At 68.1% G+C, this 15660-nt stretch carries 18 protein-coding genes; 3 read left to right on the forward strand and 15 right to left on the reverse strand.

Going from position 1 to position 15660, the window contains the following annotated elements; genetic code table 11:
* The first annotated feature begins 184 nt into the window (after positions 1-184).
* Positions 185-883 (forward strand): endonuclease NucS, encoded by a 699-nt coding sequence (gene nucS, locus ncot_RS12995; RefSeq protein WP_168617995.1) that lies wholly within the window; start codon positions 185-187, stop codon positions 881-883.
* Positions 884-967: 84 nt separating this feature from the next.
* Positions 968-1570, forward strand: a complete 603-nt coding sequence (locus tag ncot_RS13000) for a DUF952 domain-containing protein (protein ID WP_168617996.1) — start codon at positions 968-970, stop codon at positions 1568-1570.
* Between the two features lie 5 nt (positions 1571-1575).
* Here ncot_RS13000 and ncot_RS13005 read toward each other — a convergent pair whose 3' ends face one another.
* From ncot_RS13005 to ncot_RS13020, 4 genes are all read right to left on the reverse strand, one after another.
* Complete coding sequence (locus ncot_RS13005; protein ID WP_168617997.1) at positions 1576-2481, reverse strand: FAD-dependent oxidoreductase; 906 nt, start codon at positions 2479-2481, stop codon at positions 1576-1578.
* Between the two features lie 68 nt (positions 2482-2549).
* The gene (locus ncot_RS13010) at positions 2550-2723 is read right to left on the reverse strand and encodes a hypothetical protein (RefSeq protein ID WP_168617998.1); all 174 of its coding nucleotides are present in this window, start codon (positions 2721-2723) and stop codon (positions 2550-2552) included.
* An 87-nt stretch (positions 2724-2810) separates the two neighbouring features.
* On the reverse strand, positions 2811-4829 hold the full coding sequence (locus ncot_RS13015; protein ID WP_168617999.1) for a protein meaA: 2019 nt from the start codon (positions 4827-4829) through the stop codon (positions 2811-2813).
* Positions 4830-4957: 128 nt separating this feature from the next.
* Positions 4958-5266: an STAS domain-containing protein gene (locus tag ncot_RS13020; RefSeq protein ID WP_168618000.1), complete on the reverse strand. Its 309-nt coding sequence runs from the start codon at positions 5264-5266 to the stop codon at positions 4958-4960.
* 274 nt (positions 5267-5540) lie between these two features.
* Between ncot_RS13020 and ncot_RS13025 the strand changes: the two genes are divergently transcribed.
* Positions 5541-6113 carry a cob(I)yrinic acid a,c-diamide adenosyltransferase gene (locus ncot_RS13025; protein ID WP_168618001.1) on the forward strand — a complete coding sequence of 191 codons (573 nt, stop codon included), beginning with the start codon at positions 5541-5543 and terminating at the stop codon, positions 6111-6113.
* A gap of 131 nt (positions 6114-6244) precedes the next feature.
* On the opposite strand, the gene ncot_RS13030 is transcribed toward ncot_RS13025, so the two are convergent.
* From ncot_RS13030 to atpB, 11 genes are all read right to left on the reverse strand, one after another.
* Positions 6245-7069, reverse strand: a complete 825-nt coding sequence (locus ncot_RS13030; protein ID WP_168618002.1) for an ABC transporter permease subunit — start codon at positions 7067-7069, stop codon at positions 6245-6247.
* Positions 7066-7977 (reverse strand): ATP-binding cassette domain-containing protein, encoded by a 912-nt coding sequence (locus ncot_RS13035; RefSeq protein WP_168618003.1) that lies wholly within the window; start codon positions 7975-7977, stop codon positions 7066-7068. Before ncot_RS13035 ends, ncot_RS13030 begins: the two co-directional genes overlap by 4 nt.
* A gap of 113 nt (positions 7978-8090) precedes the next feature.
* On the reverse strand, positions 8091-8546 hold the full coding sequence (locus ncot_RS13040) for a DUF2550 domain-containing protein (RefSeq protein ID WP_168618004.1): 456 nt from the start codon (positions 8544-8546) through the stop codon (positions 8091-8093).
* Between the two features lie 58 nt (positions 8547-8604).
* Entirely contained in the window at positions 8605-9006 is a 402-nt protein-coding gene (locus ncot_RS13045) for a F0F1 ATP synthase subunit epsilon (protein WP_168618005.1), read from the reverse strand.
* Positions 9006-10460, reverse strand: coding sequence for a F0F1 ATP synthase subunit beta (gene atpD / locus ncot_RS13050; protein WP_168618006.1), 1455 nt, complete (start codon positions 10458-10460; stop codon positions 9006-9008). Before atpD ends, ncot_RS13045 begins: the two co-directional genes overlap by 1 nt.
* An 18-nt stretch (positions 10461-10478) precedes the next feature.
* Positions 10479-11411, reverse strand: coding sequence for a F0F1 ATP synthase subunit gamma (locus ncot_RS13055; protein WP_168618007.1), 933 nt, complete (start codon positions 11409-11411; stop codon positions 10479-10481).
* Positions 11412-11458: 47 nt separating this feature from the next.
* Positions 11459-13099, reverse strand: coding sequence for a F0F1 ATP synthase subunit alpha (atpA, locus tag ncot_RS13060; protein WP_168618008.1), 1641 nt, complete (start codon positions 13097-13099; stop codon positions 11459-11461).
* A 52-nt stretch (positions 13100-13151) separates the two neighbouring features.
* Complete coding sequence (locus tag ncot_RS13065) at positions 13152-13961, reverse strand: F0F1 ATP synthase subunit delta (protein ID WP_168618009.1); 810 nt, start codon at positions 13959-13961, stop codon at positions 13152-13154.
* Complete coding sequence (locus ncot_RS13070; protein WP_168618010.1) at positions 13961-14497, reverse strand: F0F1 ATP synthase subunit B; 537 nt, start codon at positions 14495-14497, stop codon at positions 13961-13963. The genes ncot_RS13065 and ncot_RS13070 overlap by 1 nt, the downstream gene beginning before the upstream one ends.
* 37 nt (positions 14498-14534) lie before the next feature.
* Positions 14535-14744: an ATP synthase F0 subunit C gene (atpE, locus tag ncot_RS13075; RefSeq protein ID WP_057324598.1), complete on the reverse strand. Its 210-nt coding sequence runs from the start codon at positions 14742-14744 to the stop codon at positions 14535-14537.
* Positions 14745-14834: 90 nt separating this feature from the next.
* Positions 14835-15659, reverse strand: coding sequence for a F0F1 ATP synthase subunit A (gene atpB, locus ncot_RS13080; RefSeq protein WP_240937899.1), 825 nt, complete (start codon positions 15657-15659; stop codon positions 14835-14837).
* Position 15660 lies beyond the last annotated feature (1 nt).

The following is a 15660-nucleotide window of genomic DNA, read 5'->3' on the forward strand; positions in this document are numbered from 1 at the left end:
CCCACTGCCGGGATCGCCCCAGTCGACACCGCCGAAGAGGTCGTCGAACCGTTGGCCGCCCTCGCCCCCGCCCTCGACCTCGAGCTCGGCGAGACCGGCCAGGTCGCGCTGCGCAGCCGTGCGAACGACGTCGCGTCATACGTCATGTTCGCGAGTCCGGCACGGGCCGGTAGCCTCACCTTCCGTGAGACTCGTCGTTGCGCGCTGCCAGGTGGACTATGCCGGCCGGCTCTCGGCCCACCTACCAATGGCCACCCGTGTCCTGATGATCAAGGCCGACGGATCCGTGCTGGTGCACAGCGACGGCGGTTCCTACAAGCCACTCAACTGGATGTCGCCGCCGTGCATCCTGCGCGAGGGCGTGAACGACGACGGCCAGATCGAGTGGACCGTCACGTCGCGGAGCACGGCCAAGGGACCGGAGGACACCCTCCGGATCCTCCTCGAGGAGATCCACCACGACTCCGAGCACGAGCTGGGCGTCGACCCCGGGTTGCAGAAGGACGGCGTCGAGAAGCACCTCCAGGAGCTGCTCGCCGACCACCCGGCGACGATCGCCCCCGGTCTGAAGCTCGTACGCCGGGAGTTCCCCACCGCGATCGGCCCGGTGGACCTGATGTGCCGTGACGAGAACGGCGCATCGGTGGCCGTGGAGATCAAGCGGCGCGGCGACATCGACGGTGTCGAGCAGCTGACCCGTTACCTCGAGCTGCTCAACCGCGACCCGTTGCTGACTGCGAAGGGCCCGGTGCGTGGCATCTTCGCGGCCCAGGAGATCCGCCCCCAGGCCAAGGTGCTGGCCGGCGACCGGGGCATCCAGTGCGCGACGGTCGACTACAACGCACTGCGCGGCCTCGACGATCCCACCGAGCGGCTCTTCTGACGTCTCCCCCGAGCTCGGGACTCCGGGGCCCCGGGCACCGGGGGCCCGAGCCGCGGACGCTCCACGGCTGAGATGATCACCGGCATGCAGATCTTCCACATCGCCGAGAAGTCACGCTGGGAGGCCGCCAAGCTGGCCGGCTCCTACGCGCAGTCGACGTACGGCCGCTCGCTCGAGGACGAAGGCTTCATCCACGCCTCGCGGGAGGACCAGTGGGAGGCGGTGCTCGAGCGCTACTACTCCGAGGCGACCGAGCCGTTGGTGCTCCTGGTGATCGACACGGACCTGCTGACCGCACGCTGGAGCGAGGACCGGGTCGGCGAGACCACCTACCCGCACGTCCACGGGCCGATCAACCCGGCGGCCGTGGTGGCGGAGCGACCGATCCCGCGCCGGGCAGCGCAACCGACGCAACCGACGCAACCGACGCAACCGACGCAACCGGCGCAACCGGCGAGCCAGAGCTTCGCCCGGCTCTTCCTCGGCGAGGTCGTGGTGCGCATGGTGGCCGGGGTCGTCCTGATGGGCCTGGTCGTCGGCGGCTACTACGCAGCCCGGGCCGTGTCCGGCACGAGGTGGGCTCCCCTCGGGCTGCTCGTCGGCCTGCTGGTCGGCCTGGCGATCGTCATCCCGGCCATGCGATGGCGCGGGCGGAGGATCGAGACCCGCGAGGCCTCCCGGCCCTGATCGACTCACCGCCCCGCGAGCAGGACCACCTCGTCGGCGGTCCCCCAGGACATCGTGACGCCGGCTCCGCCGTGTCCGTAGCAGTGGATCACCTGTCCCACCTGCTCGACGCGAACCGCGGGCCGAACGGGTCGGAGGCCGACCTTGTGCCGCAGGACGCGGGCACCTTCCAGCTCCGGCACCAGTCGGCTGGCGCGTTGCAGGATCTCCCGGGCGGTCTCGGGCGACGGCGTACGGCTCCAGTCGCCCTCGTCGGCGGTACCACCGACCACGACGTCCTTCGACCGCGGTATGACATAGGTCGGCCCCGCGTCGTCGATCGTCCACCGGTCGATGCCGACCTGATCCACGACCAGCACCTGCCCACGCACCGGCACCACCGACTTGTCGCCGGCGAAGTGACGGGCGCCCAGCCCCGCGCAGTTGACCACCAGGTCCGCCCCCGTCGGGAGTGACTGCAGGTTCATCCGTGTGATCGTGCCGCCGAGCGCCTCGACCCGCCCGGTCAGCCAGCGCAGGTAGACCGGCATCTCGACGATGGGCGTGGTGAACGTCCAGCCGTCGGCGTACCCGCTCGGCAGCGCCGTCTCGCGATCCAGCGACGGAACGGCGCTGCGCCACCACGGGTCGGCCTTGCGCTCGGCGAAGACCTCGGTCCCGGTCACCATGCGTACCCCGGTGCCCGTCTCCCCCGCGAGCCCGACGAACTCGGCGTACGACGCACCGGACCATGCCGTGACTCGGTCCTGCGGGAGGGCGCGGTACGGATACCAGATCGCGGCCGCCACGGCGCTCGTCGTCTCCAGCGGCAGGTCTCGGGCCAGCAGGTCGACCCGGTGGCCGGCCTCGAGGAGGCGCACCGCACAGGTGAGTCCGACGACTCCCGCTCCCACGACGACCACGCGTGCCATGGGGAGAGTCTGCCGTACGTCGCCCCGCGTCGGCGGGCGACGCACGCCCAGCGGGCCCAGGACCGAGCTCAGGCGGCCTTGGCGAGCTTCTTGGCGTCCTTCTTCTTGACCTTGACCAGCTTGCGCTTCTTCACGGTGTAGCCAGCGGGAAGGGTGCCGTCCTTGAGCATGCGGATGGGGCAGCGCTTGCAGCGCTCCTTCGACACGCAGCACTCACTCTTCGGCTTCTTGCCCTTGCTCACCCATGGAGAGTAGCAAGCCAGCTAAGGCTTGCCTCACCTACTGTGACGCAGATCGCACTGGGCGGCCCGGCCGGGCTCCGACGGGACTCAGTCGAGCCCGTTGGCCGAACGGATCACCTGGACGATGCCACCCATGATCTCGGTCAGGCCGAAGTCCTTGGGCGTGTAGACCGCGGCGACCCCGCTCCTGATCAGCGCCTTGCCGTCGGAGTCCGGGATGATGCCACCCACGATCACGGGGACGTCACCCATGCCGGCCTCCTCGAGACCCTTCAGGACCGCCGGGACCAGCTCCATGTGCGAGCCCGACAGGATCGAGAGCCCGACGCAGTGCACGTCCTCGGCGACGGCAGCCGCCACGATCTGCTCGGGCGTCAGCCGGATGCCCTGGTAGATCACCTCGAAGCCGGCGTCCCGGGCGCGCACGGCGACCTGCTCGGCGCCGTTCGAGTGGCCGTCGAGGCCGGGCTTGCCGACCAAGAGGCGCAGGCGTCCACCCAGCTCCTCGCCCGTGGCCTTGACCCGGTCGCGCACGGCGGCGAGCTCGGCACCGGCGTCGGCAACGCCGACCGCGCCGGAGACACCCGTCGGCGCACGGAACTCGCCGAACACCTCGCGCAGCGTGCCGGCCCACTCGCCGGTGGTGGCGCCGGCGCGGGCAGCGGCCAGGGTCGACTCCATCAGGTTGGCGTCGGACTTGGCATCGGCGGCCAGCTCGGCCAGGGCGTCGGCGACGGCCTGCTCGTCGCGCTCGGACTTCCAGGCCTCGACCGAGGCCTTGGCGGCCGCCTCGGCACCCGGGTCGGCGGTCATGATCGCCTCGTCCAGGTTCGCGGTCAGCGGCGATGGCTCGGTGGTCTCGAAGCTGTTGACCCCGACGATCTTCTCCTCGCCCGACTCGATCCGGGCGCGGCGGGCGGCGTGGGCGGAGACCAGCTCGGACTTCATGTAGCCCGACTCGACGGCAGGGATCGCCCCGCCCATCGCCTGCACCCGGTCCATCTCGGCCTTGGCACCCTCGACCAGCGCGTTCACCTTGGCCTCGATGACGTGGGAGCCGTCGAAGATGTCCTCGTACTCGAGCAGGTCGGACTCGAAGGCCAGCACCTGCTGCAGCCGCAGCGACCACTGCTGGTCCCATGGCCGCGGCAGGCCGAGCGCCTCGTTCCACGCAGGGAGCTGGACGGCGCGGGCGCGGGCGTTCTTGGACAGCGTCACGCCGAGCATCTCGAGCACGATGCGCTGCACGTTGTTCTCCGGCTGCGCCTCGGTCAGCCCGAGGGAGTTGACCTGGACGCCGTAGCGGAACCGTCGCATCTTGGGGTCCTGGACGCCGTAGCGCTCGCTGGTGATCTCGTCCCACAGCTGCACGAAGGCCCGCATCTTGCAGGTCTCCTCGACGAAGCGGACACCGGCGTTGACGAAGAACGAGATGCGACCGACGACCTTCTCGAAGTCGTCGTCGGAGACCTGGCCCGAGTCCTTGACCGCGTCGAGCACGGCGATCGCGGTGCCGAGGGCGTAGGCCAGCTCCTGTGTGGGCGTGGCCCCGGCCTCCTGCAGGTGGTAGCTGCAGATGTTGATCGGGTTCCACTTGGGGATGTGGTTCACCGTGTAGGCGATCATGTCGCTGATCAGCCGCAGGGAGTGCTCGGGCGGGAAGACGTAGGTCCCCCGGGAGAGGTACTCCTTGATGATGTCGTTCTGGGTGGTGCCGGCGAGCTGCTTGGCGACCTCGGCCGGGTCGAGCTCGGGGTTCTGTTCCTCAGCGGCGACCTGGTACATCGCGAGCAGCCACATGGCCGTCGCGTTGATGGTCATCGAGGTGTTCATCTCCGTGAGCGGGATGTCCTTGAAGAGCTTGCGCATCTCCCCCATGTGCGGAACGGGCACCCCGACCTTGCCGACCTCACCGCGGGCGAGGGGCGAGTCGGGGTCGTAGCCGGTCTGCGTGGGCAGGTCGAAGGCCACCGACAGGCCGGTCTGGCCCTTCGAGAGGTTGTTGCGGTAGAGCGCGTTGGACGCCTCGGCGGTCGAGTGGCCGGCGTACGTGCGCATGACCCAGGGACGATCCTTGGCCACCGGGTTCTCTCCAGAGTTGCTCATGGGAGGAGCCTAGAGCGAAGTCCAGCCTTCGGACACTGATCTCACGTGTGGGCCTGGCTACATCGCCCGGGTGGCCGTGTGCGACCAGGACCCGGGGGGGCCGACGACCGAGCCGGATCGTCTCTCCGTCAGGCGGAGATCGGCTCACGCTCCACGTCGACGAGACGGAAGAGGTGCGACAGGTGGAGCAGGCGACGCACTGCCGGGCCGCACCCGCGCAGGCGCAGGTGTCGCCCGTCGCGCGCGGCCGATCGCGTGGCCACCGCCAGCACCTTCAGCGCGGTGAGGTCCACAGTGGTGACCTCGGTCAGATCGACGACGACGTCGTCAACCGTGGACGCGAGGTGGTCGTAGATCGCGGCCCGGACCTCCAAGGTGCTCCGGACGTCGAACTGGCCAGCAAGAACGAGCGTGGATCCGTCGCTGACGATGTCCATGTTCGCCTCCTCATTGGTGACCCCCGATGGTCACCCTCGACAACTGCTGCTCACTGACTGTGACGCATGGTTCCACTGACCATGACGTGTGACACACCCAAAGCGTTGTCCCAAAACCGCGGGAAATCCACTTCTTTCCGCCAGTACCCCTTGGGCGGACGTTCAGTCCGGAAGGCGTCCGGTATGTGACACATGAGGCTGGTGTGACTACCGGTCCCGGAGCCCGCTCGGCCCGTCGATCCCCGGCACGGGCGAGCCCACTACCCTCGTCAGCATGGTCAACCTCACCCGCATCTACACCCGCACCGGCGACGCCGGCCAGACCCGACTCGGCGACATGAGTGTCACCTCGAAGAACGACCTGCGTCTCGAGGCCTACTCGACGGTCGACGAGGCGAATGCGTTCATCGGGGTCGCGCTGGCCCAGGGCAACCTCGACGAAGAGGTGACCACCGTCCTCACCACGATCCAGAACGACCTCTTCGACGTCGGCGCCGACTTCTGCACCCCGATCGTCGAGAACCCGGAGTACCCGCCGCTGCGCGTCGAGCAGGAGTACGTCGACCGGCTCGAGGGCTGGTGCGACCACTTCAACGAACCGCTCGAGAAGCTGCGCTCCTTCATCCTCAACGGCGGCACCCCCGGCGCGGCCCACCTCCATGTCGCGCGCACCGTCGTACGCCGTGCGGAGCGGGCCGGCTGGCTGGCCTTCACCGAGCACGAGGACACCATGAACGTGCTGGCGATCAAGTACCTCAACCGTCTCTCGGACCTGTTGTTCATCCTGGCCCGCCACGCCAACCGGGAGAACGGGGACGTCCTCTGGGTGCCCGGCGGCGAGCGCTGACGCGAACCGCGGGTTCCTGACGCCCGACCGGGCGCGACCGACACAACCGGCTCGTGCGCCGGCGGCTGGCGAACCCGGTCAGACCAGGCCCCGGTCAGACCAAGCCCCGGTCAGACCAGGCGCCGGTCAACTCAGGTGACGTCCTTGCGCAGGGTGGTGAAGCGCCCGATCAGCGCGAACAGGACCGCGTAGGCCACCAGGACGACGGCACCGGGCCAACGACCCAGCAGCTCCAGACCGGATGCCGCATAGAACGATGACCCGGCGAGCGCCTCCGCAGCCGCGCCGGGCAGGAACTTGGCTGCCTCCGTCAGGGCCGCGAGATCAGCCGCCTCACCACCGGCCGCCAGCCCGATCCGCAGAATGGGCTCGACGAACTGGGTGAAGGCGAGGATCACCACGATCGCGGCCACCTGGTTGGGCAGGAGGGTGCCCAGTCCGACCCCGATGACCGCCCAGATCGCCAACGCGATCACGGAGAAGAAGATGTTGCCCAGGACCTCGCTGTTGTCGAGGTAGAGACCGTCACCGATCGTGCCCAGCAACGGTGCGCCGCCCGCGATCGCGCCGAGCGTTCCGACCACGCCGTAGAACAGGCCCATCGCAAGGTTGACCAGCAGCTTGGCGCCGAGCAGAACCGAACGCCGGGGTTGGAACAGCAGGCTCGGGGTGATCGTCTGGTGCCGGAACTCCCCCGTCATCGCCAGCGCGCCCGCGATCAACGGGAACACGTAGCCGAGCGACGCACCGATGGTGTAGGTCGCCTGCGCAGCCTCGAGCCCAGTCATCACGCCGCCACCCCCTGCGCCGCCGGTCGCCTGCTCCGGGGACTGCACGAAGGAGAAGCCGAGGACACCGCCCAGGAACGCCATGTAGACGAACATCACCAACGCCAGCACCCACCACAGCTTGGTGGTGAGGACCTTGCGCCACTCGCTCTTCAGGGTCGCGATCATGCTGCCACCTCTCCCCGCCGTGGGTCGGTCAGCTTCAGGAAGACTTCCTCCAGGCCCATCCCCTCGCCCGAGAGCCCGTGGATCTCCAGGCCGTCGCCATGGGCTGCGGCCCCCACCTCGGCGGGGCCGGGCCCCGTCACCATGAGCCCGCCGCTGACCGTCTCGTGGGCCCATCCGCGGGCCCGGACCAACCGCACGAACCCCTCGACGTCGGGCGTGACCACCTTGACCTTGTTGGCGGCCATCGCGACCAGGTCCGCCAACGGAGACTCGTGGACGAGCCTTCCCCCGGCGATCACCACGACGTTGTCGACGGTGGCCTGCACCTCACCGAGGACGTGGCTGGAGACCAGGACCGTGCGCCCCTCGTCATGCGCCAGGTGACGCAGGAACCCCCGGAGCCACACGATGCCCTCGGGATCGAGGCCGTTGGCCGGCTCGTCGAGCACGAGTACGCCGGGGTCCCCGAGCAGCGTGGTGGCCAGCCCGAGGCGTTGCCGCATGCCGAGGGAGAAGCCGCCGACCCGGCGATCGGACGCCGCACCCAGCCCGACATGGCCCAGAACCTCACGGCACCGTCGGTCCGACACCCCGACGAGCGGGGCATGCACTCGCAGGTGGTCCAGGGCGGTGCGTCCCGGGTGGAAGCTGGCGGCCTCGAGCGCCGCGCCGACCGTCGCCGCGGGGCGCTCGATGTCGGCGTACGCGTGACCGCCGATGGTCGCCGTGCCGCTGTCGGGTGCCACGAGCCCGAGGAGCATGCGGAGCGTGGTCGTCTTGCCGGCGCCGTTGGGCCCCAGGAATCCGGTGACCACCCCCGGCTCGACGGTGAAGCTCAACGTGTCGACCGCCCTGACGGAGCCGAAGTCCTTGGTGAGTGCGTTGATCTCGATGGCGGAGCCCTGCATGGTCGTCCTCGCTGGTTGACGGCGTCCGGAGTCGGGTTCGAGGCGACCCTAGCGGACGCCCTCAGGGACTCCGGAGTGGCGTGGCCAGCAGGGCCGTGCCCGCGACGTGGACCTCAGCGGCGTGGCCGCTTGTGGGTCCAGTCAGCGCCGGGTGGGGCCGCCTCCAGCCAGGACTGGAAGCCCATCAGGGAGCTCTGGCTCATCGCGAACTCCAGCGGCCCGGTGTCGGTCTCGACGGCCACGATGAGGTGGTCGGCGTAGAGCGACATCTGCTCGATGCCCTCGGCATCACGGCGACCCCGGTAGACCAGCTGGTTGCGCGACCAGCTGTGCCGCGGGCGCGGCGACAGGGAGAAGATCCGGAACCACTCGAGGGTCTCGCCTGAGTAGCGACCGAGGCCGAGAACCCAACCGCGCCCGGTCCTTGCGGACCGGGCGCGGTGACTGAGCTCAAATGTGCCGCCGTTGCGGGACAGCACGCGACGGCGTACGACGAGGGCGACGCCGAAGACCACGACAGCGAGGAGGACAACGCCGAGCACGTCGACGATCCACTGCCACAGTGGCATTCATCCCTCCTCAGAAGTGCCGGGTGGCGACACTCTAACGGTCGGGATCATTGAGTTGTCAGGAGGCCCGTTCGGCTGCGTTGATGCGAGCCTCGGCCCACGCACTCTCGAGCGCGTTCTCGGCGTCCTCGAGCAGCTCCCCGGACTTCTTGACCCGCTCCAGATCGGCCTTGGCCTTCTCCAGATCGATGTCATGAGCCATCTCGGCGTGCTCGGCCAGGATCGAGATCCGGTTGTTGGCCACCGAGAGGAACCCGGAGTCCACGGCCGCGACCCAGGTCTCGTTGTCGGTCGTGGTGACGTCGACGACGCCGTGGACCATCAACGCGAGCACGGGAGCGTGGTTCGGCAGGATGCCGACGTCGCCTTCCGTGGTGCGGGCGCGGACCTGGCTGGCCTCGCCCGACCACACCAGGCGGTCGGCTGAGACCAGCTCGACCTGCAGGGTGTCGTCACTCATCACAGGCTCTTCTGGATCTCGGCCCACTTGGCTTCGACGTCATCGAGGCCACCGCACATGAAGAAGGCCTGCTCGGCGACGTGGTCGTACTCGCCGTCGGCAATCTTGGTGAATGCCTCGATGGTGTCGCCGATGGAGACGGTCGAGCCCTCGATGCCGGTGAACTGCTTGGCGACGTAGGTGTTCTGCGAGAGGAACCGCTGGATGCGACGGGCCCGCGAGACGATGACCTTGTCCTCCTCGGAGAGCTCGTCGACACCGAGGATCGCGATGATGTCCTGCAGCTCCTTGTTGCGCTGCAGGATCTGCTTGACGCGGACCGCGGTGTTGTAGTGGTCGTTGCCGATGTACTGCGGGTCGAGGATCCGCGAGGTGGACGTCAGCGGGTCGACGGCCGGGTAGATACCGAGCGAGGCGATCTCTCGCGAGAGCTCGGTGGTGGCGTCGAGGTGCGCGAACGTCGTGGCCGGGGCCGGGTCCGTGTAGTCGTCAGCCGGCACGTAGATCGCCTGCATCGAGGTGATCGAGTGACCACGCGTCGAGGTGATCCGCTCCTGGAGCTGACCCATCTCGTCGGCGAGGTTGGGCTGGTAGCCCACGGCGGACGGCATCCGGCCCAGCAGGGTGGAGACCTCGGAGCCGGCCTGCGTGAACCGGAAGATGTTGTCGATGAAGAGCAACACGTCCTGGTTCTGCACGTCGCGGAAGTACTCCGCCATCGTGAGCGCTGACAGGGCGACACGAAGACGCGTGCCCGGCGGCTCGTCCATCTGGCCGAAGACGAGGGCGGTCTGGCCGATGACGCCGGCCTCCTCCATCTCGACGATGAGGTCGTTGCCCTCACGGGTGCGCTCACCGACACCGGCGAACACCGACACACCACCGTGGTTCTTGGCCACACGGGCGATCATTTCCTGGATCAGCACGGTCTTGCCGACACCGGCACCACCGAACAGGCCGATCTTTCCACCCTGGACGTACGGCGTGAGCAGGTCGATGACCTTGATCCCGGTCTCGAACATCTGGGTCTTCGACTCCAGCTGGTCGAAGGCAGGTGCCTTGCGGTGGATGCCCCACCGCTCGTTCACCTCGAGGGTCTCGCCCTCTTCGAGGTTCAGGCAGTCACCGGTCGTGTTGAACACGCGACCGAGCGTGACGTCGCCCACCGGCACCGTGATGGACTCACCGGTGTCGATGATCTGGCCGCCACGGACCAGGCCGTCGGTGGGCTTCATCGAGATGGCACGGACCATGCCGTCACCGATGTGCTGGGCGACCTCGAGCGTGATGGTCTTGGTCTCGCCGTTCAGCTCGAACTCGCACGTGAGCGCGTTGTAGATGCCGGGCATCGAGTCGGTCGGGAACTCGATGTCCACAACCGGGCCGATGACGCGGGCAATGCGCCCGACACCACCCGCGGTGGTCTCAGTGGACTCTGTGGTAGTCGCAGTCATTTCTCTCACTTCTCCGCTTCAGTCTTGGCCGGCGTTGGCGTCGGCGAGGGCATTCACGCCACCGACGATCTCGCTGATTTCCTGGGTGATGCCGGCCTGACGGGCCTGGTTGGCAATACGGGTGTACTTCTTGATGAGCTCGTCCGCGTTGTCGGTTGCGGCCTTCATCGCCTTCTGACGTGCTGCCAGCTCGGAAGCGGCGGCCTGCAGGTGGGCGAAGAAGATCCGGCTCTGGACGTAGCGCGGGAGCAGGGAGTCGAGGACGTCGGAAGGCGACGGCTCGAACTCGTAGAGAGGCAGCAGCTCGGACTCCTCGGGAGCCTCGACTCCCTCGACGACCTCCAGGGGCAGCAGCCGCACCGCGGTGGGCTCCTGGACCAGCATCGAGCGGAACCGGGTGTAGACCACGTGCACCTCGTCGGCACCGGGGGCCACGCCTTCGTCCGCCACGGTCTCGTCGTCGTTGAGGAACGCCTGGATCAGCGTCTCACCGATGTCGTGCGCCACGTCGTACGTCGGCTGGTCGGAGAAGCCCGTCCAGCTCTGCACGATCGGGCGACCGCGGAACTTGAAGTACGCCTCACCCTTGCGTCCCGAGATGTAGACGTCGATCTTCTTGCCTTCGCCGCGCAGCTTCTCGATGAGGCGCTCGGCCTCCTTGAGGACGCTCGAGGAGTAGGCCCCGGCCAGACCACGGTCGCTCGTCACGATGAGGACCGCGGCCTTCGTGGGGTTCTCCACCTCGGTGGTCAGGGCGTGGTCGACGTTCGAGAACGACGCCACCGCCGAGACCGCACGGGTCAGCTCACGGGCGTACGGCGCTGCCGCCTGCGCCCGCTGCTGCGCCTTGATGATGCGGGACGCAGCGATGAGCTCCATGGCGCGCGTGATCTTCTTCATCGACTCCGTCGACTTGATCCGCGCGCGGTACTCACGCACTGAGAGAGCCATCAGAGATCACCTCCGCCGCTCGTCTGAGGATCGATGTTCACGTGCGGTCAGCCCCGCTTCTGCTTGACGATCTGCTCCTGCTCGACGTCCTCGTCCTCGAGGGCTTCGTGCGTCTCGGTGCCGGCCTTGATGGACTGGCCGTCCGAGGTCTCGAACTGGTCGAGGAAGGAGTCGTACGCCGCAGCGAGCTGGTCCTCGGTCGAGTCCTCGAACTTCTGGGACTCGCGGATGCCGGCAAGGATGCCGTCGTGCGAGCGACGCAGGTAGTCGAGGAACTCGTTCTCGAAGCGCAGCACGTCGTCGGTGGGCACCTTGTCCAGGCGGCCCGACGTGCCCGTCCACAACGAGACGGTCATCTCGTCGATCGGGTAGGGCGAGTACTGCGGCTGCTTGAGCAGGGCCATCAGGCGCTGGCCACGGTCGAGCTGCTGGCGCGAGGCCGCGTCGAGGTCGGAGGCGAACATGGCGAACGCCTCCATCGCGCGGAACTGCGCCAGGTCGACCTTGAGCGAACCGGTGACGGCCTTGACGGCCTTCGTCATCGCGGCACCACCCACGCGGGAGACCGACACACCGACGTCGATGGCCGGGCGCTGGTTGGCCGCGAACAGGTCGGACTGCAGGAAGATCTGGCCGTCGGTGATCGAGATGACGTTGGTCGGGATGAACGCCGAGACGTCGTTGGCCTTGGTCTCGATGATCGGAAGGCCGGTCATCGAGCCCTTGCCCATCTCGTCGGACAGCTTCGCGCAGCGCTCGAGGAGACGGCTGTGCAGGTAGAACACGTCACCCGGGTAGGCCTCACGGCCCGGCGGGCGACGCAGCAGCAGGGACACGGCGCGGTAGGCCTCGGCCTGCTTGGTCAGGTCATCGAAGACGATGAGGACGTGCTTGCCGTCGTACATCCAGTGCTGGCCGATGGCCGAGCCGGTGTAGGGGGCGAGGTACTTGAAGCCAGCACTGTCGGACGCGGGGGACGCGACGATCGTCGTGTACTCCAGCGCGCCGGCCTCTTCGAGGGCGCCACGCACGGAGGCGATGGTCGAGCCCTTCTGGCCGATGGCGACATAGATGCAGCGCACCTGCTTGTCCGGGTCACCGGACTCCCAGTTGGCCTTCTGGTTGATGATCGTGTCGATGGCGATCGTGGTCTTGCCGGTCGCGCGGTCACCGATGATCAGCTGGCGCTGGCCGCGGCCGACCGGGGTCAGCGCGTCGATCGCCTTGATGCCGGTGGCCAGGGGCTCGTGCACCGACTTGCGCTCCATGACGCCGGGCGCCTGGAGCTCGAGGGCACGGCGACCGCTGGTCTCGAGGTCACCCAGGCCGTCGATGGCGTTGCCCAGCGGGTCGACCACGCGGCCGAGGTAGCCGTCGCCGACGGGGACCGAGAGGACCTCGCCGGTGCGACGCACCGTCTGGCCCTCCTCGATGCCGTCGAAGTCACCCAGCACGACGACACCGATCTCGCGGGTGTCGAGGTTCAGGGCCAGGCCACGGGTGCCGTCCTCGAACTCGAGCAGCTCGTTGGCCATGACAGAGGGCAGGCCGCTGACGCGGGCGATGCCGTCGCCGGCTTCGGCAACGAGGCCGACCTCTTCACGGCTGGCGGTCTCGGGCTTGTAGTCCGACACGAAGCGCTGCAGCGCGTCCCGGATCTCGTCCGGACGGATCGAAAGCTCCGTCATCACACTTCCTTATCTTGAATCTGCTCGGTTCGGTTCAGGTGCCGCACTGGGTTCAGCCGGCGAGCTTGCGGCCGGCGTCACTGAGCCGGCTGGAAACGGTGCCATCGATGACGTCGTCACCGATCTCCACGCGGAGACCGCCGATCACGTCGGGGTCGACGACCTCGTTCAGGTGGATCTCGCGGCCGTACTGGCGGGCCAGGGCGGCGCTCAGTCGCGTGCGGTCGGCCTCGGAGAGTGGTCGAGCCACGCGCACCTCGGCCACGCTCTGGCTGTGCACCTCGGCGGCGACCTGCTGGTACTGCGCCAGCGCAGCCGAGACGGTCCGGTAGCTGCCACCCAGGGCCTGCTTGGCCAGGGTTGCCGTGGCCGGCAGCGTCTTGCCCCCGAGGAGGTTGTCGATCAGCGCCGACTTGTCCTCGGTGCTGCGGGCCGGGTCGGACAGTCCGTCACGGAGGTCGGAGTTGTCCCTGACCAGCTGCCCCACGGCGAACAGCTCGTCGCTGAGGCGACCGCTGTCGTTGCCGGCGGACCGCACGATGGCGATCTCGCTGAGGCGCTCGATGGCGTCGGCAAGGTCGCGGTTGAGGGTCCAGCGACGACCCACGGCGCTCTTGACGAGCTGCAGTGCGGCATCGCTGGCCTTGCCACCGAAGAGGTCCTGCGCGAGGCCCTGCTTGGCGTCGGCGGGAAGCGACGGGTCGGTGGCGACCCGGCGCAACGCACCGTCCTGGCGGACCAGGCGAGCCACCGCAAACAGGTCGTCGCCGACCCGTACGGCGTCGGCGTCACCGGAGAGCAGGCTCTCCAGCTCCGTCGACAGTGCGGCCAGTGCATCGGCCGAGGCTCCACGCATGGACATCAGTTGGCTCCCTCGAGCTCGGCGAGGAAGCGGTCGACGACGCGGCTCTGGCGAACCTCGTCATCCAGGCTCTCCCCGACGATGCGACCGGCCAGGCCGGTCGCGAGGGTGCCGACCTCGGCCCGGAGCGAGGTGACCGCCTGCTGGCGCTCAGCCTCGATCTGTGCCTTGCCGTGCTCGACGATGCGGTTGGACTCAGCCTGGGCCTGCTCCCGCATCTCCGCCACGATCGTGGCGCCCTGCTCACGTGCCTCCTCACGGATGCGCGCGGCTTCGTGCCGGGCCTCCGAGAGCTGGCGGTCGAGCTCGGCCAGCTTGGCGTCAGCCTCGGCCTGCTTGGTCTCGGCGGCCGCGAGGCCACCTTCGATCGCCGACGTGCGCTCGGCGTACGTCGCCTCGAAGTTCGGCACGACCCACTTCTTCACGGCGAAGAAGAGGAGGCCGAAGACGACCAACGAGAGCACGATCTCGATCGGGTGAGGGATGAGCGGGTTCAGCTCACCTTCGCCCGAGGCGAGGATGGTCAGTGTCTGCATGGGCAGGTCCTTCTTCCGGGTCCTACGTCAGTCTGGGTCAGAGGACGAACGCGAGGGCGATACCGATGATCGCGAGTGCCTCGGCGAGCGCGAAGCCCAGGATGGCGATGGTCTGCAGGCGGCCCTGGGCCTCCGGCTGACGGGCGACACCGTTGATGTAGGCGGCGAAGATCAGACCGATACCAATACCGGGGCCGATCGCGGCGAGGCCGTAGCCGATCATGTTCGCGGAGCCTTCGATAGCCATAGCAAGCACGGCTTGTTCCTTTCGGTTATTTCCTTGTTGGAAAACTGGGGTGGGACAAGTGCTGGGTGGTGCGGGTGAACCGGAGGTGGATCAGTGCTCGTCGGCGAGCGATCCCTGGATGTACATCGCGTTCAGCAGGACGAACACGTAGGCCTGCAGGAACTGGATCAGCAGCTCCAGGAACGAGATCACGATGAACAGCACCCAGGCAAGCACGCCGACGACCGAGTAGGCCCCGGCCATCTCGACGATGAGGTATTCACCGCCGAGGGCGAAGAGGATCAGCAGCATGTGACCGGCGAACATGTTGCAGAACAGACGGAGGGCCAGCGTGACCGGGCGGACCAGGATGTTCGACATGAACTCGAGCGGGATCAGCAGCGGGTACATCGCCGGGCTGACGCCGGAGGGCACACACATCAGCTTGAGGTAGCCGAGGAAGCCGTGCTTCCTGATGCCGACCAGGTTGTAGACCAGCCAGCTCATCGCCGCGAGGCTGTAGACCAGCCCGGCGCGGGAGAACGTGGGGAACTGGAAGAACGGGATGCTGGCCAGGAAGTTGTTGATCAGGATGAAGAAGAACAACGCGAAGAGGTATGGCGTGTAGCGCGCGAAGTCCTTGCTGCCGATGATGTCGCGGCCCATGGAGTTGCGGACGAAGCCGTAGCCCTGCTCCCCGATGAACTGGAGGCGTCCGGGCACCATGGCACGCTTGCGCGAGGCGGCCCAGAAGAAGAGGAAGACGACTCCGGCCACGAGCACGAGCTGGATCATCGGCTTGGTGACGCCGAGGAACATCTCCTGCCCGAGGAACTCGAACGTCTTGTCCGGACCGATCGGCGGGAGGTTGAAGTCTCCCGGGCCCGGCGGCGTGAAGCCGTCGGCGCGAGTCACGGACGTCGCGATAGAACTCACG

The sequence above is a fragment of the Nocardioides sp. JQ2195 genome, assembly GCF_012272695.1.
GTDB lineage: Bacteria > Actinomycetota > Actinomycetes > Propionibacteriales > Nocardioidaceae > Nocardioides.

Bases quoted from the DNA above. Each gene is read 5' to 3' on its own strand.
- ncot_RS13000 (WP_168617996.1), top strand. From the start codon at position 968: ATGCAGATCTTCCACATCGCCGAGAAGTCACGCTGGGAGGCCGCCAAG.
- ncot_RS13005 (WP_168617997.1), bottom strand. From the start codon at position 2,481: ATGGCACGCGTGGTCGTCGTGGGAGCGGGAGTCGTCGGACTCACCTGT.
- ncot_RS13015 (WP_168617999.1), bottom strand. From the start codon at position 4,829: ATGAGCAACTCTGGAGAGAACCCGGTGGCCAAGGATCGTCCCTGGGTC.
- ncot_RS13020 (WP_168618000.1), bottom strand. From the start codon at position 5,266: ATGGACATCGTCAGCGACGGATCCACGCTCGTTCTTGCTGGCCAGTTC.
- ncot_RS13025 (WP_168618001.1), top strand. From the start codon at position 5,541: ATGGTCAACCTCACCCGCATCTACACCCGCACCGGCGACGCCGGCCAG.
- ncot_RS13030 (WP_168618002.1), bottom strand. From the start codon at position 7,069: ATGATCGCGACCCTGAAGAGCGAGTGGCGCAAGGTCCTCACCACCAAG.
- ncot_RS13035 (WP_168618003.1), bottom strand. From the start codon at position 7,977: ATGCAGGGCTCCGCCATCGAGATCAACGCACTCACCAAGGACTTCGGC.
- ncot_RS13040 (WP_168618004.1), bottom strand. From the start codon at position 8,546: ATGCCACTGTGGCAGTGGATCGTCGACGTGCTCGGCGTTGTCCTCCTC.
- ncot_RS13045 (WP_168618005.1), bottom strand. From the start codon at position 9,006: ATGAGTGACGACACCCTGCAGGTCGAGCTGGTCTCAGCCGACCGCCTG.
- atpD (WP_168618006.1), bottom strand. From the start codon at position 10,460: ATGACTGCGACTACCACAGAGTCCACTGAGACCACCGCGGGTGGTGTC.
- ncot_RS13055 (WP_168618007.1), bottom strand. From the start codon at position 11,411: ATGGCTCTCTCAGTGCGTGAGTACCGCGCGCGGATCAAGTCGACGGAG.
- atpA (WP_168618008.1), bottom strand. From the start codon at position 13,099: ATGACGGAGCTTTCGATCCGTCCGGACGAGATCCGGGACGCGCTGCAG.
- ncot_RS13065 (WP_168618009.1), bottom strand. From the start codon at position 13,961: ATGTCCATGCGTGGAGCCTCGGCCGATGCACTGGCCGCACTGTCGACG.
- ncot_RS13070 (WP_168618010.1), bottom strand. From the start codon at position 14,497: ATGCAGACACTGACCATCCTCGCCTCGGGCGAAGGTGAGCTGAACCCG.
- atpE (WP_057324598.1), bottom strand. From the start codon at position 14,744: ATGGCTATCGAAGGCTCCGCGAACATGATCGGCTACGGCCTCGCCGCG.